The sequence below is a fragment of the Mesorhizobium sp. M0991 genome (assembly GCF_040318915.1).
Taxonomy (GTDB): domain Bacteria; phylum Pseudomonadota; class Alphaproteobacteria; order Rhizobiales; family Rhizobiaceae; genus Mesorhizobium.
This window is the reverse complement of record NZ_JAMYNE010000009.1, coordinates 187,012-211,944: the sequence shown is the minus strand read 5'-3', so window position 1 is coordinate 211,944 and position 24,933 is coordinate 187,012. Positions and strand designations below refer to the sequence as shown.

Below are 24,933 nucleotides of genomic sequence, written 5' to 3'. Positions count from 1 at the left end.
GAAGCGCGAAGAGAATAAGGGAACAAGAAAATGTCCAAAGTCATCAAGAATGGCACCATCGTCACCGCCGACCGGACGTGGAAGGCCGATGTGCTGTTCAAGCACGGCAAGATCATCGCCATCGGCCCGGACCTGCATGGCGACCACGAGTTCGACGCCACCGGCTGCTATGTGATGCCGGGCGGCATCGACCCGCACACCCATCTCGAAATGCCGTTCATGGGCACCTATTCGTCCGACGATTTCGAGAGCGGCACGCGCGCCGCGCTTGCCGGCGGCACGACGATGGTCGTCGATTTCTGCCTGCCGGCGCCGCAGCAGTCTCTGCTCGAGGCCCTGCAGATGTGGGACAACAAGACTTCGAAGGCGTCCTGCGACTATTCCTTCCACATGGCGATCACCTGGTGGGGCAAGCAGGTGTTCGACGAGATGGCCACCGTCGTCGACAGGGGCATTACCTCGTTCAAGCATTTCATGGCCTACAAGGGGGCGCTGATGGTCGACGACGACGAGTTGTATTCGTCGTTCCAGCGCTGCGCCGACCTTGGCGCGCTGCCGCTGGTCCATGCCGAGAATGGCGACGTGGTGGCGGCACTGTCGCAAAAGCTGCTGGCGGCGGGCAATAGCGGCCCGGAGGGACACGCCTATTCGCGCCCGCCGGAAGTCGAAGGCGAGGCGACCAATCGTGCCATCATGATCGCCGACATGGCCGGCGTGCCGCTCTATGTCGTGCATGTCTCCTGCGAGCAGGCGCACGAGGCCATTCGCCGGGCGCGCCAGAAAGGCATGCGGGTGTTCGGCGAGCCGCTGGTCCAGCACCTGACGCTGGACGAGAGCGAATATTTCAACAAGGACTGGGACCATGCGGCGCGGCGCGTCATGAGCCCGCCCTTCCGCAACAAATGGCACCAGGATTCGCTGTGGGCCGGCCTGCAGGCCGGGTCGCTGCAAGTGGTGGCGACCGACCATTGTGCCTTCACCACCAAACAGAAGCGCAACGGCGTCGGCGACTTCACCAAGATCCCGAACGGCACGGGCGGGCTCGAGGATCGTTTGCCGGTGCTGTGGACGACCGGCGTCAAAACCGGCCGGCTGACGATGAACGAGTTCGTCGCGGTGACCTCGACCAACATCGCCAAGATCCTCAACATGTACCCGAAAAAGGGCGCCATCGTCGAAGGCGCGGACGCCGACATCCTCGTATGGGACCCGAAGCGCAAGAAGAAGATCACGGCCAAGAAGCAGCAGTCGGTGATCGACTACAATGTCTTCGAAGGTTTTGAGGTAACCGGCCTGCCGCGCTTCGTCTTCTCGCGCGGCGAACTGTCGATCGAGGAAAACGAAGTCAAGGCAAAGCCCGGCCATGGCGAGTTCGTCGCTCGCGAACCGAATGCGGCGGTCAATCGGGCGCTGTCGACGTGGAAGGAAATTTCCGCGCCGCGCAAGGTGGAACGGACAGGCATCCCGGCGACGGGCGTTTGAGCTTGGCGAGCCAGGGAGCGATTATCTCAATGGCCGCGGTGATCCTTGCCGCCGGGCCGGCGGCGGCGGACGTCCTTGCCGGCTCCTTTGGCAATGAGGTCGGTTGCGTTGGTGTACGGCTCGGTTATCAGGACAGCGACGATTATGTCGTGCTGACCGCCGACGGCGTCGAAACCTATGGCAGCGGCTGCCAGTTCGCACAGCGACTGACGACGGCGCCTGGCACCCTGTTGTTGAGTTCCACCTGTTTCGCCGAGGGCGAGGAGGGGACGAGCACTGATGTCGTCAAGGTCATCAACAAAGGAGGGGACGGTTTCTTCGTGACCATTCCCGGCCTTGAGGAGATAGGGCCGCTGAAATCATGTTCGTGACGGTGCCGATGACGGCTGCTGCCTCGATGCCGGCGTCAGGCGACCAACCCGTCCAGTTCCGGCAGCAGGACGACGCTTTCCTGTTCGTTGGGGTCGGTGCGGGCGATGACCGCCGAGGCGGGGCTGTCGCTCAGATTGGCCGGCAGATGCGGCACGCCGGGGGGAATATAGAAAAGATCACCGGCCTTGACCACGATGTGCTGTTCGAGCCGCTCGCCATACCAGGTATGAACTTCGCCGGAGAGCACATAGATCGCGGTTTCATGGTTTTCGTGCATATGCGCCTTGGCGCGGGCGCCCGGAGGCATGGTCAGCAGATGCATGCAGATGCCGGACGAGCCGACTGTTTCGGCGGCGATACCGGCGAAATAACTCAGGCCCTGTTTGCCTTCATAAGAGCTTTCAGGGCGGATAAGATGGCAAGTGGGTTTGGGCGACATCGGGGCAACTCCGGGCGTCTATCTGATGCGACAAGGGCGAGCAGAACTGGGGCGAGTAAAACTGGGGCGAGTAGGACTGGGCGAGTGGAAAGCAACATCGGGGTAAAATCAATGGGATTCCGGCCGCGGCAGTGGCCGGAAGCGACAGGCTACGGCCGATGACGGGAGCATCGCCAACCGTTGTTTCGGCAAGCAAGCTTGGCCTGACCTTCCAGACCAATGACGGTCCGGTGCAGGCGCTGTCGAATGTCGACCTGACCATCGGCAAGGGCGAATTCGTGTCCTTCATCGGGCCGTCCGGCTGCGGCAAGACGACCTTGCTGCGCGTGATCGCCGATCTGGAGAAGCCGACATCGGGAGCCATTTCCGTCAACGGCATGACGCCCGAGCAGGCGCGCCAGAGCCGCGCCTATGGCTATGTCTTCCAGGCGGCCGCACTTTATCCGTGGCGCACGATCGAGCGCAATGTGGCGCTGCCGCTGGAGATCATGGGACTGTCGAGGGCGGAGCAGGCGGCGCGCATCAAGCGAACCCTCGACCTCGTCAACCTCAGCGGCTTCGAGAAGAAATACCCGTGGCAGCTTTCGGGCGGCATGCAGCAGCGCGCCTCGATCGCACGGGCGCTGGCCTTCGACGCCGACCTTTTGTTGATGGACGAGCCGTTCGGCGCGCTCGACGAGATCGTGCGCGACCACCTCAACGAACAGCTGCTGGAGCTTTGGGAACGAACCAACAAGACCATCTGCTTCGTCACCCATTCGATCCCCGAGGCGGTCTATCTGTCGACGCGCATCATCGTGATGTCGCCGCGCCCGGGGCGTGTCAGCGACGTAATAGAATCGACGCTGCCGAAAAAGCGGCCGCTCGATATCCGCGAGACGCCGGAGTTCCTGGCCATCGCGGCACGGGTGCGCGACGGGCTGAGGGCAGGGCACAGCTATGATGATTGAGGCGCAGGACAGGATTCCGGCTTCGCCTAACGACGAAGCGGCCACCCACGCCTTCGTCATCCTAGGGCGGAGCCGCCGCGAAGCGGCGCGCGCAGACCCTAGGATCCATGCCGTGACTTCGGCCGAAGGGCGCAAACAGTCGAGAATAAGCGCCACTCGGAGCGGTGCGCAGGGAGCCATTTTCCGCACCGTTGCGGAGCGGGAAGGTAACGGCATGGATCCTAGGGTCTGCGCCGCGTCGCTTCGCTCCTTGCTTCGCCCTAGGATGACGAAAGCGTGGTTGGGCGCTCCCTTTACGCACGCCGCTTCGCGGCTGCTCGGCCCTAGGAAGACGAAAGAAACGATTGCCGGGGCGAAAGTACCCGGCCTCCGCTTCGCTCCGGCCACCCTCTCCCCGTTGGGGAGAGGAGGGCGCCAAGCACCCGAGTGTCGCTAGATGGATAGCTTCCGCGACAAGCTTGTTCCGGTGACCTCGATTCTCCTGGGCGTCGTCGTCGTCTGGTACGTCATGGCTGTCATCCTCAACGCGCCGTTCCAGCGCGATCTCGACCGCCGCGCCAATCAGACACCGGGCATTGTGGAATTCATCGGCAAGACGCTGGCACAGCCGAAGCCGACGCTGCCGGCGCCGCATCAGGTGGCGGTAAATTTTTTCGAAAACACCTTTCTGCGCAGCATTACCTCGAACCGCAGCCTTGTCTACAATGCCTGGGTGACGCTGTCGTCGACACTGCTCGGCTTTGCCTTCGGCTCGGCGCTCGGCATCGTCATCGCCGTCGGCATCGTGCATGTGGCGACGCTCGACCGCAGTCTGATGCCGTGGATCATCGCCTCGCAGACCATTCCGATCCTGGCGGTGGCGCCGATGATCATTGTCGTGCTGGCGGCGGTCGGCATCACCGGGCTGATTCCGAAGGCGCTGATCTCGACCTATCTGTCGTTCTTCCCGGTGGTGGTTGGCATGGTGAAGGGGCTTCGCTCGCCCGAGCTCACCCATCTCGACCTGATGCACACCTATAATGCCAGTCCCTCGCAGACCTTCTGGAAATTACGGGTGCCGGCCTCGGTGCCGTTCCTGTTCACCTCGATGAAGGTGGCGGTGGCCGCCAGCCTGGTCGGCGCGATCGTCGGCGAGCTGCCGACCGGCGCCGTCGCCGGCATCGGCGCCAAATTGCTCGCCGGCGCCTACTACAGCCAGACGATCGACATCTGGTCGGCGCTGGTTGCCGGCTCGGTGGTCGCGGCACTGCTGGTTATGCTGGTCGGCATTGCCGGGCGCCTAGTCGACCGCGCCATGGGCGGGAGGCCGGCATGAGCTCCATCCTGAGCCTTTCCTCAATCACCCCTCGATCCTGGCAAGGGTATGCCGCGCTTGTCCTGCTTGTCGGCGCGCTGCTTCTTTGGCCGCTCGTCAGTGCTACGCCCGGTTACGGCATGGCGACTACGGTTTTGATTTTCATTTTGCTGCTCGTGGCAATCGAAGCCGACAACTTGCCACCGATGATCGGGGTGGTGTTGCTGTTCCTTGGCGCGCACGGCGCGGCGTGGATGCTGCTCGCCGGCATAACCGGCAATGAAGGCAGCGCTCGCGGCTCCTTCTATCTGCTGCTCGCCGCGGCGTGGTTTTTGGCCTGGCGCTGCGTAACGGTCTTGTCGTCGTTTCGCCCGACATCGCGCTGGGCGTCAACCGCCCTGCGCCTGATCATTCCGGCCATCTTCGGCGCCTGGATCCTGATCATCTGGGAAGCGGTGACGCGTGGTGCCGGCATTCCCTTCATCCTGTTGCCGCCGCCAAGCGCCATCGGTGCACGCATCGTCGGCTCGCTGCCGGTGCTGGGGGCCGATGTCAGGCAGACCATCTTCAAGGCGGTCATCTTCGGCTATGTGGTGGGGAGCAGCGCCGGCTTCCTCGTTGCCATAGCCGCCGACCGCGTGCCGTTCCTGCGGCGCGGGCTTTTGCCGATCGGCAATATGGTGTCGGCGCTGCCGATCATCGGCGTCGCGCCGATCATGGTCATGTGGTTTGGCTTCGACTGGCAGTCGAAGGCAGCGGTGGTCATCATCATGACCTTCTTCCCGATGCTGGTGAACACCGTCGCCGGGCTTGCCGCCTCCGGCCATATGGAGCGCGACCTGATGCGCACCTACGCCTCGAGCTACTGGCAGACGCTGTTCAAGCTGCGGCTGCCGGCGGCGGCACCCTTCATCTTCAATGCGTTGAAGATCAATTCGACGCTGGCGCTGATCGGCGCCATCGTCGCCGAGTTCTTCGGCACCCCGGTGGTCGGCATGGGATTCCGCATTTCGACGGAAGTCGGGCGGATGAACATCGACATGGTGTGGGCGGAAATCGCAGTTGCAGCACTTGCGGGTTCGGTCTTTTATGGCGTGGTCGCTCTTTTCGAGAGAGCAATCACGTTTTGGCATCCCTCTGTCCGTGGTGGATAGGGGCGGTGGGTTTAGGGCGCTAACTTCAGAGGGTAAAAACATGAAAAGACTTGTTGTTTCGATGCTGGCCGGCGCGATGTCGCTTGCCGCGTTCCAGGCGATGGCCGCAGACAAGGTGACGCTGCAGCTGAAGTGGGTCACCCAGGCACAGTTCGCCGGCTATTATGTCGCCAAGGCCAAGGGCTTCTATGACGCCGAGGGCCTCGACGTCGACATCAAGCCCGGCGGCCCGGACATTGCACCGGAGCAGGTTATTGCCGGCGGCGGCGCCGACGTCATCGTCGACTGGATGGGCGGTGCGCTGGCTGCGCGCGAGAAGGGCGTGCCGCTGGTCAACATCGCCCAGCCGTTCAAGAAGGCCGGCATGGAGCTGGTCTGCCCGAAGGACGGCCCGATCAAGACGGAAGCCGACTTCAAGGGCCACACGCTCGGCGTCTGGTTCTTCGGCAACGAGTATCCGTTCTATGCCTGGATGAACAAGCTTGGCCTCAAGACCGACGGCGGGCCGGACGGCGTCACCGTGCTCAAGCAGAGCTTCGACGTGCAGCCGCTGATCCAGAAGCAGGCGGATTGCATTTCGGTCATGACCTATAACGAGTACTGGCAGCTCATCGACGCCGGCTACAAGCCGGAAGAGCTAACCGTCTTCAACTATTCCGCCATGGGCAACGATCTGCTCGAAGACGGGCTCTATGCGTTGGAGGACAAGCTCAAGGATCCGGCCTTCGAGGACAAGATGGTGCGTTTCGTGCGCGCTTCGATGAAGGGCTGGAAATACGCCGTCGACAATTCCGACGAGGCGGCCGGCATCGTCATGGACAATGGCGGCCAGGACGAGAACCACCAAAAGCGGATGATGGGCGAAGTCGCCAAGCTGATCGACAATGCCGATGGCAAGCTCGATCCGGCGACCTACGAGCGCACCGCCAAGGCGCTGCTCGACCAGAAGATCATCAGCAAGGAGCCGACCGGCGCCTACACGACAGCGATCACCGACAAGGCCATCAAATAGGGCTGTCAAACTGGCTTGTAGCGGAAAAGGGGCGGGTGACCGCCCCTTTTTAGTGGGGTAAAATGAACGTTACCCGCGGAAACATCCGCTCGCAAAATCGTTGTGCCGGTGCATCCAACTCAAGGATGTCACAACGGAGGTTTCCATGCGCATCCAGTCCTTCACGCCGATGCTTTCGGCGCTGGCCATTTCTGCAGCCATCTTCTCGGTGTCACCGGCCCTGGCCGAAACCGTAAAGATGACGGCGACGCTCGATGGTGCTCAGCAGAACCCGCCCGTCACCACGAAGGGCAAGGGCACCGCCACGCTCAGGTTCAACACCGCCACCAAGAAACTCAGCTGGACCGTGAGATATTCCGGCCTCAGCGGACCGGCGAAGGCCGCACACATTCACGGCCCGGCGGAAAAGGGTCAAAACGCCGACCCGGTGGTACCGTTCGAAGGCAAGCTGAAGAGCCCGATCAAGGGTTCGGCGACATTGACCGATGCCCAGGCCACCGATCTTGAGGCGGGCAAATACTACGTCAACATCCACACCGCGGCCCACGCGGACGGCGAGATCCGCGGCCAGATCGAGAAGGCCGAATAGGCAGATCACGACGACAAAACAGGGCAACTGCCCTGTTTTGTCAGGCCTTGTCGCGAATCTGGGTCATCGTGCGGGTCGGCGTGATGGCTTCGGGGTCGAGCCTGATCTCGACGATCGACGGCTTGCCGCTGGCCCGCGCCCGCTCGAAGGCCGCCGCGAAGTCGGCGGTCTTTTCCACGGTCTCGCCATGGCCGCCATAGGCGCGGGCCAAAGCAGCAAAGTCGGGATTCCTCAAATCCGTAGCGACGACGCGTCCGGGATATTCGCGCTCCTGATGCATGCGGATGGTGCCGTAGATGCCATTGTTGACGACGATGACGATGATCGGCAGCCCGTATTGCACGGCGGTGGCGAATTCCTGGCCGTTCATCAGGAAACAGCCGTCGCCGGCGAAGGCGATCACGTCGCGGTCGGGGAAAAGCTGCTTGGCGGCGACCGCCGCCGGCGTGCCGTAGCCCATTGAGCCTGACGTGGGCGCGGCTTGCGTGCCGAAACGCCGGAACCGATGGTAACGATGCACCCAGGTGGCGTAGTTGCCGGCGCCATTGGTGAGGATGGCGTCGTCCGGGAGCATCGTTTCGAGATAATTCATGATCGGCCCCATCTGGACGGCGCCGGGCCCACTTTCCGGTGGCGTCGACCAGTCGAGATACGCGGCATGCAGCTTCGCTGCCTCCGCCGCCCACACCGGCGTTGCGGCCGGCTTGCGTCTGGCAAAGGCTTCGACGAAAGCGGCAGGCGAGGCATTGATCGCCAGCGCCGGCCGGTAGACGCGGCCGAGTTCGCCGGCGTCGGCATGGATATGGACCAGCGTCTGGTCGGGGTAGGGGCTCTTCAGCAGCGTGTAGTCGGACGACGGCATCTCGCCCATGCGGCCGCCGATCAGCAGCACAAGGTCGGCCTGCTTGATGGCGGTTGCTACCTTGGGATTGATGCCGATGCCGACATCGCCGGCATAGTTTGGGTGGAGATGGTCGAACAGCATCTGGCGGCGGAAGGAGCAGCCGACCGGCAGCGACCAGGCTTCGGCTATCGCCCGCATCCGTGCAACGGCCTCCGCGTCCCAGCGCGTCCCGCCGAGGATGACGAAGGGCCGCTTTGCCTTGTTGAGCAACACTTCCAGCGCGTCGAGCTCGATTTCGCCAGGCCGCGTCTCGACAGGGGTGTAATGCCGGGCTTCCGGTGCCTCGGCGAGGCTGGTCAGCATGTCCTCGGGCAGCGAGATGACGACCGGGCCGGGCCGGCCGGACGTCGCCACCGAAAAAGCGCGTGTGACAAATTCGGGGATGCGCGCGGCGTCGTCGATCTCGACCACCCATTTGGCGATATCGCCGAAGAACCTGACGTAGTCGACCTCCTGGAATGCCTCGCGCCCCTTGGCGTGGCTAGCGACCTGGCCGATGAACAGGATGAGGGGGACTGAATCCTGCATGGCGATGTGGATGCCGGCCGAAGCATTGGTGGCGCCCGGGCCGCGGGTGACGAAGCAGATGCCGGGCCTGCCGGTCAGGCGGCCATGGCAGTCGGCCATCATTGCGGCACCGCCCTCCTGGCGGCAGACGATGGTGCGGATCGGTGAATCATGCAGCGCGTCGAGCACCGCCAGATAGGATTCGCCGGGCACGCAATAGATACGGTCCGTTCCGTTGGCTTCGAGCGCATCGACGATGAGTTGTCCGCCGGTCTTCATTTTCCTGACCTCTCCAGTTCGGCAAGGATTTCTTCGGTGTGTTCGCCGAGACGCGGCGACGGGCGCTCATAGACCAGCGGCGTGCCGGACATGACCATCGGCGCCCGCACCGAGGGCAAGAGATTGCCATGGCCGTCATCGAGGTCGAGCCGCATGCCGCGCTCGATGGTCTGCGGGTCGGCAAACATCTGGCCGATGTTGTTGATAGGGCTGGCCGGCACTCCGGCTGTCTCGAGTCTGGCCAGCAGCGGGTCGCGATCGAAGGCTTTCAGCGCCTCGATCATGTGCTCGCGCAGCTTCGCCCGGTTGGCGACGCGGGCGGGATTGGTGGCGAAGTCAGGGTTCGACGCCAGCTCGTCGAGACCGACGGCAGCGCAGAACTTTGCGAACTGGCCGTCATTGCCGACCGCCAGGATGATGTGGCCATTTTTCACCGGCACCACTTCGTAGGGCGCGATGTTCATATGCGCATTGCCCATCTGCACCGGCGATTGTCCGGAGACGAGATAGTTGAGGTTCTGGTTGCCGAGCGTCGAGATCTGGGTGTCGAAGAGCGCCATGTCGATATGCTGGCCTTTGCCGGTCTTCTCGGCATGGCGAAGGGCCGCCTGGATGGCAATGACCGAATAAAGCCCGGTGAAAACATCTGAAATAGCCACGCCCGCCTTCTGCGGTTCGCGGCCGGCTTCGCCGGTGATCGACATCATGCCGGCCATGGCCTGGATGATGAAATCATAACCGGCGCGCGGGGCGTACGGTCCCGACTGGCCAAAACCGGTGATCGAGCAATAGATCAGCCGCGGGTTGATTTTCTTCAGGCCGTCATAGTCGAGGCCGTATTTCTTCAGTCCGCCGACTTTGAAGTTTTCGATCAGCACGTCCGATGTCGCGACCAGTCGGCGCACCCTCTCGGCGCCCTCGAGCGTCGAGAAATCGATGGCGATGGAGCGCTTGCCGCGGTTGCAGGAATGGTAATAGGCGGCCGAAAGGTTCTCGCCGTCATGGCCGATGACGAAGGGCGGTCCCCATTTGCGGGTGTCGTCGCCGCCGTCCGGGCTTTCGACCTTGATCACGTCGGCGCCGAGGTCGGCAAGCAACTGCCCGGCCCATGGCCCGGCAAGGATGCGCGCGAGTTCGATGACGCGGATGCCTTTGAGCGGAGGCTCAGTCATGGATCACCATGGTTGGTCGAAAGCGCAGGCTTAGATCTTTTTTGTGCATGTCGTTATCCCAAAACCGCTGCGCACCCTCGGGTCGAGCCCAAGGGCATGCTTTGGGCGACATCCCACTATCAATCCCGGGTGCCGCTGTCACGGCCCTTGCAATGGGCCAAGTATCACTGTGCCCTCAGCACACGGTCGGCCCAGGCGGCAAAATCCTCCATGATGATGTCTCGATTGATCTCGTTCAGGCTTTCGTGGCGGGTTTCGGCGTAAACCTTTGAAACGAGATTCGAAAAACCCATCATGTGCATCCGGCCGGCAAGATGGCTGACCGCCTTGCCGCCGTCCGAGGCCGGATCCTGCTCGCCTCCGACCAGATTGACGAACAGGTCGCGCCGCACGCCGGAAAAATTGCGGTCGCTGCCGCAATGCAGCGTCATCTTGACGATGTCCTGCCACATCGACACCGATGCGTCCCAGCCGCAGAGCGGGTCGGCGATGTATTTCTCGACTTCAACGGCATCGCGCGACAGCCAGTCGAACGGCGTCCGGCGATTGGGCACCGCCTTGCCCCAGGCCCGGAACGTCAGCCGGGGCAGCATGCGCGACGGCACGTCTGAGCCAAGCCGGAACTTTTCCCAACCAAGCATGGCCAGCGCGATTTGGCCGAGCAGTCCGGCCGAGAAATTGCCGTTCCAGATCGCGGCGGCATGGATGCGCGCCGAGTTGCGGAGGACAAAGTTCAGCGCGACCGACGCGCCCAAGGAATGGCCGAAGACGATGACCGGCAGGCCAGCCCTTTCCCTGGCGATCAGATCGTGGACGGCGGCGACATCGGCGATGACCTTGGCACCGCCATTCGCATCGGCGAACCTGCCAGGTGGCGCGTCGGGCGCCTTGGTGGCGCCGTGGCCACGGTGGTCGTGCGCGAAGACCTGGTAGCCGCGCGCGCCGAGGAAATCGGCGAAGCGGGCATAGCGCGCGGCGTGTTCGGCCAACCCGTGGTTGATCTGAACGATGGCGCGCGGTTGGCCGATGGCGTGTTTCACATAAAGGTTGAGCTCGGCGCCGGTCGGCGATCGAAGCACAAGCTGTTGGTCGAATGACATCGCCGCGTCGTCTCCAACGCCCCGACACGATACCGGACGCGAGTTTTGTTTGCGCCGGCGCCGGTTTTGCGTCAATCCGGCGTGACCGATTTGCGCGCTGACGTTTACCGCACGTTCGCAATTCTGACATGGTGGCATCGGCAGTCTGTTGCCGCAGTTTTTCAGCCGAGGGACCCTTATGCGGACAGGTTTTGTTTTCGGATTGGCGCTTGCGGCCGTGCTGCTTGCCGGCGCGGCGCGGGCCGATGTGAAGATGACCGGCGCTTTCGTCGCCGATACCGCCTGTCCGGCAACGCAGGCGATCAAGAGCGGCAAGAATCCCGGCAACATCTCGACCGCGGCTGGCCAGAGCTATGATCTCCTGGCCGGCAACAAGGACGCGCCCACGCACTATCTCATTCGCGTGCCGGGCGCCGATCCGGAGCGCCGCTGGGTCAAGACCGGCTGCGGCCACGTTTCGGGCGGCAGCGCATCGACGATGCCGGCTGCACCGGCGCCTGCCGATCCGAACAAGCCATCGGCGTCCGGAAAACCGGAATATGTCTTCGCGCTGAGCTGGCAGCCGGCTTTCTGTGAGACCAAATCCAGCAAGGCCGAATGCCGGGCGCAGACCGCCGCCGGTTTCGATGCGACCCACTTCACCTTGCATGGGTTGTGGCCGCAGCCGAATGGAAATTTCTATTGCCAGGTCGCGGCAGGCGACAAGGCGAACGACGATCCGGCGCACTGGCGGGATTTGCCGCCGGTCACGCTGGACCCGAATACGCGGTCGGAACTCGACCAGGTGATGCCGGGCACCGCATCCGCCCTCGAAAGGCATGAATGGATCAAGCACGGCACCTGCTACGGCAAGAGCCAGCAGGAGTATTTCTCCGACGCCTTGAACCTGATGCGCGCGGTGAACGCTTCGCCGGTGCGCGATCTCTTCACCAAGAACATCGGCAAGCAGCTCACGTCCGATCAGATTGCCAGCACCTTCGACAGTGCCTTCGGCAAAGGCGCGGGCGACCGGGTCCGCGTATCCTGCGTGGTCGATCCCTCGAGCGGCAGGCGGCTGATCGGCGAGCTGACGCTCGGCCTGGCCGGCCCGATCGCCTCGAACGCCTCGCTCGGTGCCCTGCTGCTTGCCTCGGCACCGACAACCAAGGCCGGCTGCCCGAAGGGCACGGTCGATGCCGTCGGGTTCCAGTAGACAGGCCGAACGCAACTGTCGCTTTGCACCGGGGATGGTATGATCCCTGGGCATCATTCGTAGGGGGTGGCGATGAGTGGCATGACGAGCGGCGCGCTGGCGCGGCTGGCGTTCTGGGCCAAGGGCATGACGGCGATCCGCGACGGCCATATGGAGTGGCCGGGCTTTTCCTACACCGAAGTGGAGTGGGTGCGCATGACCACGCTTGCCAAACCCGTCGGCGGCGGCACCTACCAATTGTTCACGCTGGTCAACGCGGCGATCTTCATCGCCATTGCTGCGCTCGGGATCTTCGGTGTCTTCCTGCCGCTGGCGGCGCTGCTGTTCCCGGTGCCGGCCGAAACCAGTGCGCTCAAGTTTTCGCTGCTCCTGGCGGCATGCGCCTTCCTGATCATCGGCATCGGCCTGCCGATTTCGCTGAGTCTTTCGACCGCACTGGTGGCGCCGAAGTCGCTACGTGCCGCGCTCGTCGCCGTGCCCGGCGACCAGGCGCTTGCCGCAAAAGTGTCATGGCAGATCAACCGGATCACGCTCGTGCTCTGCGGCCTGCTGATGCCGGGCATCCTTCTGTTCATTGCCTACGACATCGATGCCGGTCCGATTATTACCGCGTTGAAATGGCTGGCGATCGCGCTGATGGCGATTTCGGTTGCGATCGGCGGATGGCAGCGGCGCAAACGATCCTGATTGAGCCAATCGGAGGCCAGGGTAGCGTTACGCGCCGGCGCTGCGCTCCGGCCTGGTCCATGTGTTGCGGCCGTCTGCTTCGTTGCCGCCCGGTTCGCCGACAACGCGATCGCGTCCGGTCGATTTGGCCTTGTAGAGACGCTGGTCGGCGAGCGCAAAGAGATCGGCAAGGCAACGGGTCGTCTCGCTGACTGTCGAGATGCCGGCGCTGACGGTGATGTCGAACCGGCTGGTGCTTGCGGACGTCTTGACCGCTTGCCTGACGGTTTCGCCCAGCAGTCTGGCGAGCGGCTGCGGACGCCAGCCGAGGATGGCGAATTCCTCGCCGCCGATCCTGAACAATTGATCTTCGGTCCCGACAAGTTCGCCAAGCAAAATCGCCAGGGCTTTCAGCACCTTGTCGCCCTCGGCATGGCCGAAGCGGTCGTTGATCGATTTGAAGTGGTCGACATCGATGATCAGCAGGCTGAGCGGCCTGGCGGTTCGCAGGCTGGTTGCAACGGCGGCCTCGCCATCGCTGTCGAAGCGCCCCCTGTGCAGCAGGCCGGTGAGGCCGTCGCGACCGACATGCTCGACCAGCGCTTCATAGCGCTCGCGATAGGTCAGCGTGTCGAAAATGTCGGAAAGCCCGCGCGGCGCCGGCACCTGCCGCGCCTCGAACCACCTGATATAGGCGACCAGCATAGTGCTGTAGACCAGGGCCGCTGCCATCTTGGCGAACCAGCCGCCAAAGAACACCGCCACCGGCGCACCGGTGACGAAATGCAGCGCCGTGAAAAAGCCTGCCTGGTCGAAGGTGAGCACGCAGGCGACGGAGACCAGGATGCGGGTGAAAAGCGCCTTGCGCAGATATTTGCCGAGCTTTTCATAGAGCAGGATGATCAGGATGGCGTCGATGAACAGCAGCGTCGTGCCCCACACCATCAGCCAGCCCATCTCGTCGATGAAGCCGATGTCGGGAAGCTTGCCGCCGGGCAGGGCGGCAATATCGTGCAGGCGCAGGATCAGCACGAGGCCGATCATCAGGGCATTGCCGAGCAGCAGGCCGTAGATGGGCTGCCGGACGGTTGCCGCGTCCTCCTTGATGTAGAGCAGGAGCAGCATGACCAGCTTGCCGGAAAACAGCACGGCCGAACCCGGCGATACCATGCCGAACGGCAGCGCGACGTAGAAGACGCTGGCGAGGTAGGTTTCCAGGAAATGCATGACGCCAAGAGCGCAGACAAAGACGCCGAGGCCGATGCGGCCCCTGAACCGGAAAAGCGTGACCATGATGCCGAAATAGAGAACCGCTTCGGCAAAAAGCAGGAAACTGTTCAGCACGGCCCGATCTCTCTCCCCGAAATCGCGGCTGCCAGCGATTTCCCATCCAACACTGTTTTGACGCGGAATGGTTAATGGGAGCTTTCGCAAGGGCGCCGGCACGAAATGAAGCGGCTAAGCGTTTGCGGGTGCGACCAAATCCGCTTGGGGCCAAAACTGTTTGCCGTTCGGGGCCGCATCGCTTACATAGCCCCCAACTTCCATTCAATCCGACATCAGTCGACTTTTCAGGGAAAGCGCGCGTGGCACGCCAGTTCATCTATCACATGGCCGGCCTCAACAAGGCCTACGGCACCAAGAAGGTGCTCGAGAACATTCATCTGTCCTTCTACCCGGACGCCAAGATCGGCATCCTCGGTCCCAACGGCGCCGGCAAGTCGACGATCCTCAAGATCATGGCCGGCATCGACAAGGAGTGGAGCGGCGAGGCGTGGCTGGCCGAAGGCGCGACCGTCGGTTACCTGGCGCAGGAGCCGGCACTCGATGCGAGCAAGACCGTGTTCGAGAACGTCATGGAAGGCGTCGCCGCCAAGACTGCCATCATCGAGCGCTACAACGAATTGATGATGAACTATTCCGACGAGACGGCCGACGAGTCGGCCAAACTCCAGGACGAGATGGACCGGCTCAACCTGTGGGATCTCGAACAGCAGGTCGAGATGGCGATGGAAGCGCTGGGCTGCCCGCCCAAGGACGCCGACGTCACCAAGCTGTCGGGCGGCGAGCGGCGCCGCGTCGCGCTCTGCCAGCTGCTGCTGCGCCAGCCCGACCTTCTGCTGCTCGACGAGCCGACCAACCATCTCGACGCCGAGACGACGGCGTGGCTGGAAAAGCATCTGCGCGCCTATCCGGGCGCGGTGATGATCATCACCCACGATCGCTACTTCCTCGACAATGTCACCGGATGGATCCTCGAGCTCGACCGCGGCCGCGGCATTCCCTATGAGGGCAACTACACCAAATATCTCGAAGCCAAGGCCAAGCGGCTCAAGCAGGAAGGCCGCGAGGACGATGCGCGCCAGCGGGCGATCGGCCGCGAGCGCGAGTGGATCCAGTCCAGCCCGAAGGCCCGGCAGACCAAGTCGAAAGCGCGTATCCAGGCGTTCCAGGACCTGCTGGATGCCGCCGACAAGCGGCGTCCGAGCGACACGCAGATCGTCATTCCGCATGGCGAGCGGCTCGGTAATGTGGTGATCGAGGTCGAGGGCCTGTCGAAGGGCTTTGGCGACACGCTTTTGATCGACGATCTTGAATTCAAGCTGCCGCCGGGCGGCATCGTCGGCGTCATCGGCCCGAACGGCGCCGGCAAGACGACGCTGTTCCGCATGATCACCGGCCAGGAAAAGCCGGACGCCGGCACCATCCGCGTCGGCGAGACGGTCAAGCTCGGTTATGTCGATCAGAGCCGCGACGCACTCGACCCGACCAAGACCGTCTGGGAAGAGATCTCGGGCGGCGCCGAAGTGGTCAAGCTCGGCAAGTTCGAAGCCAACACCCGCGCCTATTGCGCATCGTTCAATTTCCGCGGCGGCGACCAGCAGCAGAAGGTCGGCAACCTATCCGGCGGCCAGCGCAACCGCGTGCATCTGGCCAAGATGCTGAAGACCGGCGGCAACGTGCTGCTGCTCGACGAACCGACGAACGATCTCGATACCGAAACGCTGGCCGCACTTGAAGACGCGCTCGAGAGCTTCGCCGGCTGCGCCGTCATCATCTCGCACGATCGCATGTTCCTCGATCGTCTGGCGACGCACATCCTCGCCTTCGAGGGCGACAGCCACGTCGAATGGTTCGAAGGCAATTTCGAGGATTACGAGCAGGACAAGATCCGCCGGCTTGGTCCGGATGCGGTCAACCCGCACAGGATGACGTATAAGCGGCTGACGCGGTAAGACATTTACAGGGCGGCGAATTCTCAAATGATCTGAGGAACCAAGATGGCCGATTGGTCCGCCGCCCTCTACCTGAAATTCGAGGATGAGCGCACCCGGCCGGCGCGCGATCTGGTCGCGCAGGTGCCGGTGCACGCACCGCGCCGGGTTGTCGACATCGGCTGCGGGCCGGGTAATTCGACCGAATTGCTGGTCGAGCGCTGGCCGCAGGCGCAGATCAGCGGCTTCGATACGTCGCCCGACATGATCGAGAAGGCGAAGGCCGGCCTGCCCGGCGTCACCTTTGCCTTGGCGGATGCGGCGACGTGGCAGCCGAACGAACCCGTCGACGTGATCTTCGCCAATGCGGTGTTTCAATGGCTGCCGGAGCATCCGGCGGTCTTCCAGCGGCTGATGGGATTTTTGGCGCCCGGCGGCGCGCTTGCCGTGCAGATGCCGGACAATATGGGCGAGCCATCGCACCGGCTGATGCGGGAGACCGCGGCCGAGATGCCGTTTGCCGAAAAGCTCGGCGACGCTGCCCGCGCGCCGCTGCCGCCGGTCGCGTTCTATTACGACCTTTTGTCGCCATTCGCGGATCGGCTCGATATCTGGCACACGATCTACAACCATCCGCTGACCGATGCCGAGGCGATCGTGGAATGGGTGAAGTCGACCGGGCTGAAGCCGTTCCTCGATCCGCTCGATCAAGACGAGCGACAACTTTTCCTGAAGCGCTACACGGACAGGATCAGCGAAGCCTATCCGAAAATGGCAAGCGGCAAGGTGTTGCTGCGCTTTCCCCGTGTCTTCATCGTGGCGCGGCGTTCTGCCTAGAAACTCTTAGCTACACCCAAAAACAGCCAGCAGCGGATGCTTGACCGGCTTTCGCCGTCATGCGCATCTCGCTGGGGAAGGGATAACGGCCCTTCATGGGCCATTGGGGGGTGGATGATGACACTGAAAAAGCTCATTTTCGGCGGCAGCATTTGTGCGGCCGCTGTGCTTGCCTTTTCGATATCGGCGGAGGCCAAGCGAGCGCGCTGCTTCACCAGCGACGACGGCTATTTCTCGTGCAGCTACCGGGCGCTGGACGATGCCGGCAGCTTTCGCATCTCGGCGCCGGGCTATCCGACTTACGTCCTGGAGATCGACGGGCCGGGTTTTGCCTATGGCTATGTCAATCTCGGCCGCCGCAACGTGCCGCTGCCCGGGCAATTCGTGCGCAGCAACGATGACGGTGCCTGCTGGAACAACCCGCAGACCAATACCAAGCTCTGCGCCTGGTAAAGACCTTCCAGGGACTTGATTTAAGCCGGCATAAACTGGCTAGGTGCAAAAGAGGTTGCGCCGAGCTTATTGCGGCGTCGACATGAAGCCGCAACGCCTGCGCACGGGACGAACTGGAAATGCATCGCGTCATCATCAGCGGCATCGGCGTTGAAATCCCCGAAGCTTCGATCACCAATGAGGAGCTCGTCGCCAGCTTCAACAGCTGGGTGGACATGGAGAACGTCCGCCGCGAGGTGTCGGGCGAGCCGCTCCTGCAGAAATCGGACAGTGCCTTCATCGTCCATGCCTCGGGCGTCCAGACCCGCCATGTCATCGAACGGGAGGGCATCCTCGACCCGACCCGCATGGCGCCGCGCTTCCCGGCCCGGCCCGACGATGCGCTGTCGCTGGAGGCCGAGTTCGGCATCGCCTCGGCCGGCAAGGCGCTCGATCATGCCGGGCTGAAGCCCGGGGATATCGACCTGGTGATCTGCTCGGCCTCGCACCATCAGCGGCCCTATCCGGCTATCGCCATCGAAATGCAGCAGGCGCTGGGCACGAAAGGCGCCGGCTTCGACATGGGGCTTGGCTGCTCTTCGGCGGCGGCGGCGTTGCACATTGCGGTCAATCTGGTGCGGGCAGGGGCGCACAAACGCGTGCTGGTGACGACGCCGGAGATCATCACCGGCCATCTCAATTTTCGCGACCGGCAGACGCATTTCATCTTCGGCGACGCTTCCGTGTCGATGATCGTCGAGGGGCTCGCCCAGGGCGAGAAGCGGCCGGGACGCTTCGAGGTGCTCGACACGCGCGCCTGGACGCAGATGTCGAACAGCATCCGTACCAATCTCGGCTATTATACCCGCGCCACCCAGGACGATCCGTACATGATCGATCTGGAAGGCAATCTGATCAAGCAGATCGGCAACAAGGTGTTCAAGGAAGTCACCGTCGCCGGCCACAAGTTCATTGTCGAGTTCCTGGCCGAACACGGGCTGACTCCGCAAGCGATCCGGCGCTTCTGGCTGCATCAGGCCAATGCGCGGATGAACGCCATGATCCTGAAACTGTCGTTCGGCCATGACGTCGACCATGACCGCGCGCCGATGGTGCTGGAGCGCCTCGGCAACACGGCTGCCGCCGGTGCCATCATCGCCCTGTCGGAGAACCATGCCGATATGAAAGCCGGCGACTACGGCCTGCTCTGCGCCTTCGGCGCCGGCTACTCGATCGGCGGCGCGCTGTTGCGCATGCTCTGACTATTTCCGCGCGAACGGAACCAGCATCGGAACGCGCCTGGCATAGTCGTCGTAAGCGCTACCCAGTTCGCCGCGCAGAAAACGCTCCTCCAGCCTTGCCTTCATGACGATGCCGGCAGTGAGAAGAATGGCGCCGGCAACGCCCCAGACGGTGCCTTTCGCCGCCATGGTGGCGAGGATCGCCAGAAGCAGCCCGGTGTAGATCGGGTGGCGAACCAGCCGGTAGGGACCGGTGTCGATGACGCGGTGCTCTGCCTTGGCGGTGACCGTGCCCGACCACAGGCGGCCGAGATGCAGCCGCGCCCACCAGGCAAATGCCAGGCCTGCAGCAATCAGCGCGACGCAGATCCACGCTTCGGCAAGGTTCGGCGTCCAAAGCCTCAGCGGGCCGGCATAACCGTGCGCCGGGATGAAGAGCAGGATCGTGCCGACCACCAGCACCGCCCGGTAGGGCAGTTCGGCCTCGAAGCCGGCGCGTTTTTCGGCCCGGTCGGCCCAGAAGGCGGCCGCGGCCCATGAGACAACCCAGAGTAGCCAGAGCTGCGCGATTGCCGATGCGGGATGCATGATAACCTCCGCATAACCTCCGCGGGCTTAACCTGACCGATATTATCAACCGATGCAGCGCGGCAGCAATGCGGCACGCTTTTGCATGGGGCTGATTCAACCGGGAAGCTGGTGGTGCCGACCCGTATCAGCCGTCTTGATTGGAGCATCAACGCTTTCGACTGGACCCTATGAATCGACTTCGGCTAACTGCATCCGGTCGCTAGGAATGAAACCAATGCCGGATCTGTTTCCCGCAACCGGAAATCCGGTCGAGATCGTGCCGGCGCGAAAACTCGCCGCCAGGGTGGCGGCGCTCTATCTCGCACCATTCGATCGTTTTGAGACACGAGCGGTGGATGCGCTGCAACTCGGTTTCGACGGCATCGAGGGCGATTTCCACGCCGGCACGACGCGGCGCTCCGGCGGGCGGGAACCCTGGTATCCGCGCGGCACCGAGATGCGCAACGAGCGGCAATTGTCGATCGTCGCGGCGGACGAACTGGCAATCGTTGCCGAACGGATTGGCATTACCGAGATCAAGCCGGAATGGATCGGCGCCAATCTCCTGATCGAAGGCCTGCCGCGCCTCTCCATGCTGCCGTCTGGCACGCTGCTGTTCTTCAAAGGCGGCGCTGCCGTCAAGATCGACGCGCAGAATGGGCCTTGCCGCATCGCAGGGCGATCCGTCGCCGAAAATGCCGGGATGGCCGATCATGACGGCGGCGCGCTGCTGTTCCCGAAGGCGGCGAAGCGCTTGCGCGGGCTCGTAGCCTGGGTCGAGAAGCCCGGCACGATCACGGCCGGCGAGGAGATATCGGTGCGCGTGCCGGAGCAGTGGATTTACCGGGCCTAGTTGTTTTCCAGGCAAGGCGACTTTGCCGGTCACGGCGTATTTTGTTCTTGCTTTGTGCCGGCAGCTATGCTATTAATTTTGGTGCTGATTCGCACCGACGACCCGCCCACCGAGGCGGGTTTTTTGTTTTGAGGTTTCGAAGGTTCCGATGTTGCCGACGTGAGGTTGGCGGGACAGCGCCCCTCTCTGTCCTGCCGGACATCTCCCCCACTTGGGGGGAGATTGGCCGTCACGTCTCGATTTCGCTAATCACAACGGTGAAGAGCGCAGAACTCGACGCGTGTGCTTGCCATCCTCTACGCCTCATCCTCATCGTCGAGCAAACGGGTGGCGCGCCAGCGGGTCAGCACGATGTTGGTTTGCTCGATGACGAAGAACCGCGCGGAATCGCGGTCATAGCCTTCGGCGAGCAGTTTTTCGTAGTCGGTGTGGGCGTGGCGAATATGCGCAATCGTCGCCAGCCACACGGCAATGCTCGGCGGCAAGCTCTTCATGTGCACGGCGCCGGCATCGGCACGGATCTTTTCCATGTCGGCATAAGGCGCCAGCGGCAGAAGCGCTGTCAGCGCCTTGGCGATGGCGCGGCGGCGGCCGGTCGGGGCGCTCACTGCTCGTCCGATCTGGACGACTCGTTCCGCCCAGCCATGGTCGCCTCGGCGAAAGCATCGGTCGAGGCGAAATAGGGCTTGATGTCGATGACCGGCGTGCCGTCGAGCACGTCGATGGCGTCAAGCTCGACACGGCCGGTGTCGATGTCGAGTGCGACGAGCTTGGCAATATGCAGTCCGACAGGATTCGGCCGGGCAGGGGAGCGTAGCGAAAAGACGCCTTTCGGCTCCGTGGCATGGCGGGGTTTCTGGACAATCAGTTGCCGCGGCGCATGGTGCAGCCAAGACAGGATGACGACGTGGCTGGCACGTTCCAGCCCAAGCAGGCCGTCCCGATAGAGCGGATCGATCGTGAGAACCGCCGGCTGTCCCGTCTCCCGCGCTGCCTTCATGTTCTTGGGGCAGGTCTCCCGCGTGACCCAAGGCGAAGCGATGCGGCCGATGAAGACGACATGGCCATCCGGCGGCATCGTTGCCGGGTCGGTTTCCAGAAGCTTTTCGCCGCTGCGCGTTTCGAACATGGGTCTCGCCTCGATCATGCTTGCGGCCTTGCGCGGTCCGCCACGCATGCGTCATTTTCTTGTCCGGAAGCGACATAGCGCTTGCAAGCCTATCAAAACCGACATAAACATATGTTTATATCTTTTCAAAGAGAATGCTCGCATGCATGTCGCTCTCGACACGATGGTAGATACATTGAAGGCGGCTGCCGAATCCAGCCGGCTGCGTATATTGGCGCTGCTGTCGCGCGGCGATCTGACCGTGTCCGATCTCACCGAAATCCTCGGCCAATCGCAGCCGCGCGTCTCGCGCCATTTGAAATTGCTGCTGGAGGCAGGGCTGATCGGCCGCTACCAGGAGGGCTCGTGGGCGTTCTTCCGGCTATCGGATTCCGACTCCTCGCGCGATTTCGTGCTCAGGCTGGTTTCCGGCATCCGCGGCGCCGATCCGCAGGTCGAGCGTGATCTCGAACGGCTGGCCGCGGTCAAGCGCAAGCGGCAGGACCGGGCTGCCGAATATTTCTCGGTAAACGCCGCAAGCTGGGACCACATCCGCTCGCTGCATGTGCCGGACCGCGCGGTCGAAGCAGCCCTCATCAAGCTCGTCGGCAAGCGGCCGTTCCAGTCGATGCTCGATCTCGGCACCGGCACCGGACGGCTGCTCGAGATCTTTTCGCCGCTCTATCGGCGCGGTGTCGGCATCGACATGTCGCGCGAGATGCTGACGGTGGCGCGCGCCAATCTCGACAAGGCCGGCGTTTCGAATGCGCAGGTGCGGCAGGGCGACATTTTTGCGCCGCCGGTCGAACGCGACGCCTTCGATCTCGTTACCATCCATCAGGTGCTGCATTATCTCGACGATCCTGCCCGTGCCATCCGCGAGGCGGCTCGTCTGTTGCGCCCGGCCGGCCGGCTGGTGATCGTCGATTTCGCGCCGCACACGCTGGAGTTCTTGCGCGAGGAGCACGCGCATATGCGCCTCGGCTTTTCCGACCGGCAAATTGGCGACTGGTTTTCCGAGGCCGGCCTCGACCTCGAGGACAGCCAGGAATTCGAGCCGCGCGGCGGCAACGAGGCCAAGCTCACCGTCAAACTCTGGCTCGGCCGCGATCGGCGGATGCTGATTGCCGAGCCTTCCAACGACAGACAACCGGCCAATGCGTATCCGATAGGGGAAACAGCCTGATGAACCAGTTCCGCTTCTCCCGCCGCCCCGACATCGGCGACAAGGTCAGGGTTTCATTCGAGTTCTTTCCTCCGAAAAACGATGAGATGGAAGCAAGGCTGTGGGACACGGTCACCCGGCTGGAGCCGCTCAAGCCGAAATTCGTCTCCGTCACCTATGGCGCCGGTGGTTCGACCCGCGAGCGCACGGCCCGCACCGTCAAGCGTATCCTTAATGAAACGACGCTGACACCGGCGGCGCACATGACTTGCGTCGATGCGGCGCGTCACGAGGTCGATGCGGTGATCCGGGAATTCGCCGACATGGGCGTCAAGCGTTTCGTCGCCCTGCGCGGCGATCCGGCCGAGGGCGTCGGCGCGGCCTACCGGCCGCATCCGGAAGGCTATGCCAATGGCGCCGAACTGGTCGATGCGCTGAAGGGCGCCGGCGATTTCGACATATCGGTCTCGGCCTATCCGGAAAAACATCCGGAAAGCCCGGATTTCGCCACCGACTTCGACATGCTGAAGCGCAAGGCGGACAACGGAGCGACGCGGGCGATCACCCAGTTCTTCTTCGACAACGACCTTTATGAACGCTATGTCGAGCGGGCACGGCGGGCCGGCATCTACATACCGATCGTGCCTGGCATATTGCCGGTGCACAATTTCACGCAGGTCGCCAACTTCTCGGCGCGTTGCGGCGCCTTGGTGCCGGCATGGCTGGCCGAGCGCTTCGATGGGCTGCAGAACGACCCGCAAACGCATGCGCTGGTGGCGTCTGCCGTGGCCGCCGAGCAGGTGCTGGACCTTGTCGAGCGCGGCGTCGGCGATTTCCACTTCTACACGATGAACCGGGCCGATCTGGTCTTTGCCATCTGCCACATGATCGGCATCAGGTCGCACGAAGTCGAGGCGGCTGGATCCGCCGCGGCGTAAAGCGGCAAAGCCCCTTTTTGAAATGTCAAAGATCGGGGGAATGCAAAAGGCCGGGCAAAATGCCCGGCCTTTTCAATGGTTTGGAGTATTCGGTGCTGGTCTTCCCCCGCTCAGCGGCCTTATGGAAGGACGCCCATAATGAGGGCGCCGATGAATGCAAACGCAGCACAAATCATCAATGCGTTGATCGGCCTCGTCAGTCCCATGTCATAGCCTCCTCTTAAAGAGCTATGGCGAGAGTCTAGGGTCATTTGTGCCACAGGCAAGGAGAAACTTTGCTGCAATGCGACGAAATTGTGGAATTTGCGACCTGCCGTTTGCCGTTAGGCATTGAAACTCTTTGTCAAAAGCCGGCTCGGGACCTGTGAATAATTTGTGGCAAAGCCGGGGCATGGCAGCGCTACCGTTGGCCGAAATCGAATCGATTTCGAGCTGACATTTTGGGAACATGCATTAACGCCGCCCGAACAGGCGACCGTCGATGGTGACGAGGCCAAGCGCAATCAGCGCCATGCCGCCCAATTCGAACAGTTCGAGCCGCTCGCCCAGGAACAGGAAGCCGAGCAGGATGGCACTGGCCGGCACGATGAGCGTGACCAGCGAGGCGTTGGTGGCGCCGGCCGAGGCGACAAGGTTGAAATAGAGGATATAGGCGAAGGCGGTCGACAGCAGCGCCAGCGCCAGCACCGCCGCCCACACCGGCGGCGAGGCCGAAAACAGATTGGCGGTCCCGTAGGTGAACAGAACGACCGGGATCATGATGATGGTCGAGCAAGTCAATTGGCCGGTGGCAATGACCGGTGACGGCACACCCTTGAAGCGGCGGGCGATCATCAGCGCCACCGCATAGGAGACCGAGGCACCGATCAGCGCGAATTTCGCCCAGACCGGGCCGCCGAGCCCGGCGACGAGGCCGGGACCGATCATCACCGCCGTTCCCGCGATACCGAGGGCGATGCCAGCAAGCTTGTTCCATGACAGCTTTTCGTCGCTGGTCAGGGCGTTGGCGAGGATCAGCGTCCAGAACGGCGTCGTCGAATTGAGCACCGAGGCGACGCCGGCGCCAAGCTCGGTCTGGCCGGCAAAGATCAGCGAGAAAGGGATGACATTGTTGGCGAGCGCCAGCAGGAAGAACAGGCCGGCATGCGGCAAAGCGAGGCGAAAGGACGGGCCGCGAACCGCAAGATAGAGCTGAAGTGCCGCCGCCGCGATGGTGACGCGGAACAGCACCAGCACCAGCGGCGGAAGTTCCGCCACCGCAATGCGGGCAAAGAAGAACGAACCGCCCCAGATGGCGCCGAGCAGCAGAAGCTGCGCCCAGTCTTTGAGCACCATCGGCCCGCGCATTGTGGTGGTGGCAGCCATCGCCATTGATCGTCCTCCCAGACGAGATGCCTTGCTCTTCAGGCGTCTGTTCACGCCATACCCGATCCGGCCGCAAGGGCCACCCGAAACCTGAGCG

General features: G+C 63.0%; 25 protein-coding genes. 16 read left to right on the top strand and 9 right to left on the bottom strand.

Going from position 1 to position 24,933, the window contains the following annotated elements:
* Positions 1 to 30 precede the first annotated feature (30 nt).
* Both hydA and NKH70_RS16120 read left to right on the top strand, forming a co-directional pair.
* On the top strand, positions 31 to 1,482 hold the full coding sequence (hydA, locus tag NKH70_RS16125) for a dihydropyrimidinase (protein ID WP_352912728.1): 1,452 nt from the start codon (positions 31 to 33) through the stop codon (positions 1,480 to 1,482).
* 29 nt (positions 1,483 to 1,511) lie between these two features.
* A complete protein-coding gene (locus tag NKH70_RS16120) occupies positions 1,512 to 1,853 on the top strand; it encodes a hypothetical protein (protein WP_352912729.1) in 342 nt (113 codons plus the stop codon).
* 35 nt (positions 1,854 to 1,888) lie between these two features.
* Here NKH70_RS16120 and NKH70_RS16115 read toward each other — a convergent pair whose 3' ends face one another.
* Positions 1,889 to 2,293, bottom strand: a complete 405-nt coding sequence (locus NKH70_RS16115) for a cupin domain-containing protein (RefSeq protein ID WP_352912730.1) — start codon at positions 2,291 to 2,293, stop codon at positions 1,889 to 1,891.
* A 158-nt stretch (positions 2,294 to 2,451) separates the two neighbouring features.
* On the opposite strand from NKH70_RS16115, the gene NKH70_RS16110 reads away from it, so the two are divergent.
* The 5 genes from NKH70_RS16110 (at position 2,452) to NKH70_RS16090 (ending at position 7,292) form a co-directional block, all read left to right on the top strand.
* On the top strand, positions 2,452 to 3,243 hold the full coding sequence (locus tag NKH70_RS16110) for an ABC transporter ATP-binding protein (RefSeq protein WP_352912731.1): 792 nt from the start codon (positions 2,452 to 2,454) through the stop codon (positions 3,241 to 3,243).
* A 436-nt stretch (positions 3,244 to 3,679) separates the two neighbouring features.
* Positions 3,680 to 4,558 carry an ABC transporter permease gene (locus tag NKH70_RS16105; protein ID WP_352979630.1) on the top strand — a complete coding sequence of 293 codons (879 nt, stop codon included), beginning with the start codon at positions 3,680 to 3,682 and terminating at the stop codon, positions 4,556 to 4,558.
* Positions 4,555 to 5,691, top strand: coding sequence for an ABC transporter permease (locus NKH70_RS16100; protein WP_352912733.1), 1,137 nt, complete (start codon positions 4,555 to 4,557; stop codon positions 5,689 to 5,691). Before NKH70_RS16105 ends, NKH70_RS16100 begins: the two co-directional genes overlap by 4 nt.
* A 40-nt stretch (positions 5,692 to 5,731) precedes the next feature.
* Positions 5,732 to 6,703 (top strand): ABC transporter substrate-binding protein, encoded by a 972-nt coding sequence (locus NKH70_RS16095; protein WP_023675876.1) that lies wholly within the window; start codon positions 5,732 to 5,734, stop codon positions 6,701 to 6,703.
* A 145-nt stretch (positions 6,704 to 6,848) separates the two neighbouring features.
* Complete coding sequence (locus tag NKH70_RS16090; RefSeq protein WP_352912734.1) at positions 6,849 to 7,292, top strand: CHRD domain-containing protein; 444 nt, start codon at positions 6,849 to 6,851, stop codon at positions 7,290 to 7,292.
* A 40-nt stretch (positions 7,293 to 7,332) separates the two neighbouring features.
* Here NKH70_RS16090 and NKH70_RS16085 read toward each other — a convergent pair whose 3' ends face one another.
* The 3 genes from NKH70_RS16085 to NKH70_RS16075 form a co-directional block, all read right to left on the bottom strand.
* Positions 7,333 to 8,982 carry a thiamine pyrophosphate-binding protein gene (locus NKH70_RS16085; protein WP_352912735.1) on the bottom strand — a complete coding sequence of 550 codons (1,650 nt, stop codon included), beginning with the start codon at positions 8,980 to 8,982 and terminating at the stop codon, positions 7,333 to 7,335.
* Positions 8,979 to 10,154, bottom strand: coding sequence for a CaiB/BaiF CoA transferase family protein (locus tag NKH70_RS16080; RefSeq protein WP_352979626.1), 1,176 nt, complete (start codon positions 10,152 to 10,154; stop codon positions 8,979 to 8,981). Before NKH70_RS16080 ends, NKH70_RS16085 begins: the two co-directional genes overlap by 4 nt.
* 164 nt (positions 10,155 to 10,318) lie before the next feature.
* Complete coding sequence (locus NKH70_RS16075; protein ID WP_352912737.1) at positions 10,319 to 11,254, bottom strand: alpha/beta fold hydrolase; 936 nt, start codon at positions 11,252 to 11,254, stop codon at positions 10,319 to 10,321.
* Positions 11,255 to 11,432: 178 nt separating this feature from the next.
* Between NKH70_RS16075 and NKH70_RS16070 the strand changes: the two genes are divergently transcribed.
* Both NKH70_RS16070 and NKH70_RS16065 read left to right on the top strand, forming a co-directional pair.
* A complete protein-coding gene (locus NKH70_RS16070) occupies positions 11,433 to 12,446 on the top strand; it encodes a ribonuclease T2 family protein (protein WP_352716865.1) in 1,014 nt (337 codons plus the stop codon).
* Positions 12,447 to 12,518: 72 nt separating this feature from the next.
* Positions 12,519 to 13,133 carry a hypothetical protein gene (locus NKH70_RS16065; protein WP_352912738.1) on the top strand — a complete coding sequence of 205 codons (615 nt, stop codon included), beginning with the start codon at positions 12,519 to 12,521 and terminating at the stop codon, positions 13,131 to 13,133.
* Positions 13,134 to 13,160: 27 nt separating this feature from the next.
* Here NKH70_RS16065 and NKH70_RS16060 read toward each other — a convergent pair whose 3' ends face one another.
* The gene (locus NKH70_RS16060) at positions 13,161 to 14,456 is read right to left on the bottom strand and encodes a GGDEF domain-containing protein (protein ID WP_352912739.1); all 1,296 of its coding nucleotides are present in this window, start codon (positions 14,454 to 14,456) and stop codon (positions 13,161 to 13,163) included.
* 242 nt (positions 14,457 to 14,698) lie between these two features.
* On the opposite strand from NKH70_RS16060, the gene ettA reads away from it, so the two are divergent.
* The 4 genes from ettA (at position 14,699) to NKH70_RS16040 (ending at position 18,858) form a co-directional block, all read left to right on the top strand.
* Positions 14,699 to 16,348: an energy-dependent translational throttle protein EttA gene (gene ettA, locus NKH70_RS16055; RefSeq protein WP_352912740.1), complete on the top strand. Its 1,650-nt coding sequence runs from the start codon at positions 14,699 to 14,701 to the stop codon at positions 16,346 to 16,348.
* 45 nt (positions 16,349 to 16,393) lie between these two features.
* The gene (gene tam / locus NKH70_RS16050) at positions 16,394 to 17,164 is read left to right on the top strand and encodes a trans-aconitate 2-methyltransferase (protein ID WP_352912741.1); all 771 of its coding nucleotides are present in this window, start codon (positions 16,394 to 16,396) and stop codon (positions 17,162 to 17,164) included.
* 117 nt (positions 17,165 to 17,281) lie between these two features.
* Complete coding sequence (locus tag NKH70_RS16045; protein WP_352912742.1) at positions 17,282 to 17,617, top strand: hypothetical protein; 336 nt, start codon at positions 17,282 to 17,284, stop codon at positions 17,615 to 17,617.
* 119 nt (positions 17,618 to 17,736) lie between these two features.
* On the top strand, positions 17,737 to 18,858 hold the full coding sequence (locus tag NKH70_RS16040; protein ID WP_352578734.1) for a beta-ketoacyl-ACP synthase III: 1,122 nt from the start codon (positions 17,737 to 17,739) through the stop codon (positions 18,856 to 18,858).
* Here the strand turns inward: NKH70_RS16040 and NKH70_RS16035 are convergent, their stop codons facing one another.
* Complete coding sequence (locus NKH70_RS16035) at positions 18,859 to 19,425, bottom strand: methyltransferase family protein (protein WP_352912743.1); 567 nt, start codon at positions 19,423 to 19,425, stop codon at positions 18,859 to 18,861.
* 217 nt (positions 19,426 to 19,642) lie between these two features.
* Here NKH70_RS16035 and NKH70_RS16030 point away from each other — a divergent pair, with 217 nt between their 5' ends.
* Positions 19,643 to 20,260, top strand: a complete 618-nt coding sequence (locus NKH70_RS16030; protein ID WP_352979621.1) for an MOSC domain-containing protein — start codon at positions 19,643 to 19,645, stop codon at positions 20,258 to 20,260.
* A 296-nt stretch (positions 20,261 to 20,556) separates the two neighbouring features.
* On the opposite strand, the gene NKH70_RS16025 is transcribed toward NKH70_RS16030, so the two are convergent.
* Both NKH70_RS16025 and tsaA read right to left on the bottom strand, forming a co-directional pair.
* Positions 20,557 to 20,868 (bottom strand): DUF2293 domain-containing protein, encoded by a 312-nt coding sequence (locus NKH70_RS16025; protein WP_292659440.1) that lies wholly within the window; start codon positions 20,866 to 20,868, stop codon positions 20,557 to 20,559.
* The gene (gene tsaA, locus NKH70_RS16020) at positions 20,865 to 21,389 is read right to left on the bottom strand and encodes a tRNA (N6-threonylcarbamoyladenosine(37)-N6)-methyltransferase TrmO (RefSeq protein WP_352912745.1); all 525 of its coding nucleotides are present in this window, start codon (positions 21,387 to 21,389) and stop codon (positions 20,865 to 20,867) included. Before tsaA ends, NKH70_RS16025 begins: the two co-directional genes overlap by 4 nt.
* Before the next feature lie 142 nt (positions 21,390 to 21,531).
* On the opposite strand from tsaA, the gene NKH70_RS16015 reads away from it, so the two are divergent.
* Positions 21,532 to 22,554: an ArsR/SmtB family transcription factor gene (locus tag NKH70_RS16015; RefSeq protein ID WP_292659442.1), complete on the top strand. Its 1,023-nt coding sequence runs from the start codon at positions 21,532 to 21,534 to the stop codon at positions 22,552 to 22,554.
* Positions 22,554 to 23,471: a methylenetetrahydrofolate reductase [NAD(P)H] gene (metF, locus tag NKH70_RS16010; RefSeq protein WP_023676795.1), complete on the top strand. Its 918-nt coding sequence runs from the start codon at positions 22,554 to 22,556 to the stop codon at positions 23,469 to 23,471. The genes NKH70_RS16015 and metF overlap by 1 nt, the downstream gene beginning before the upstream one ends.
* 453 nt (positions 23,472 to 23,924) lie before the next feature.
* Here metF and NKH70_RS16005 read toward each other — a convergent pair whose 3' ends face one another.
* Positions 23,925 to 24,842, bottom strand: a complete 918-nt coding sequence (locus tag NKH70_RS16005) for a DMT family transporter (protein WP_352912746.1) — start codon at positions 24,840 to 24,842, stop codon at positions 23,925 to 23,927.
* Positions 24,843 to 24,933: the final 91 nt, after the last annotated feature.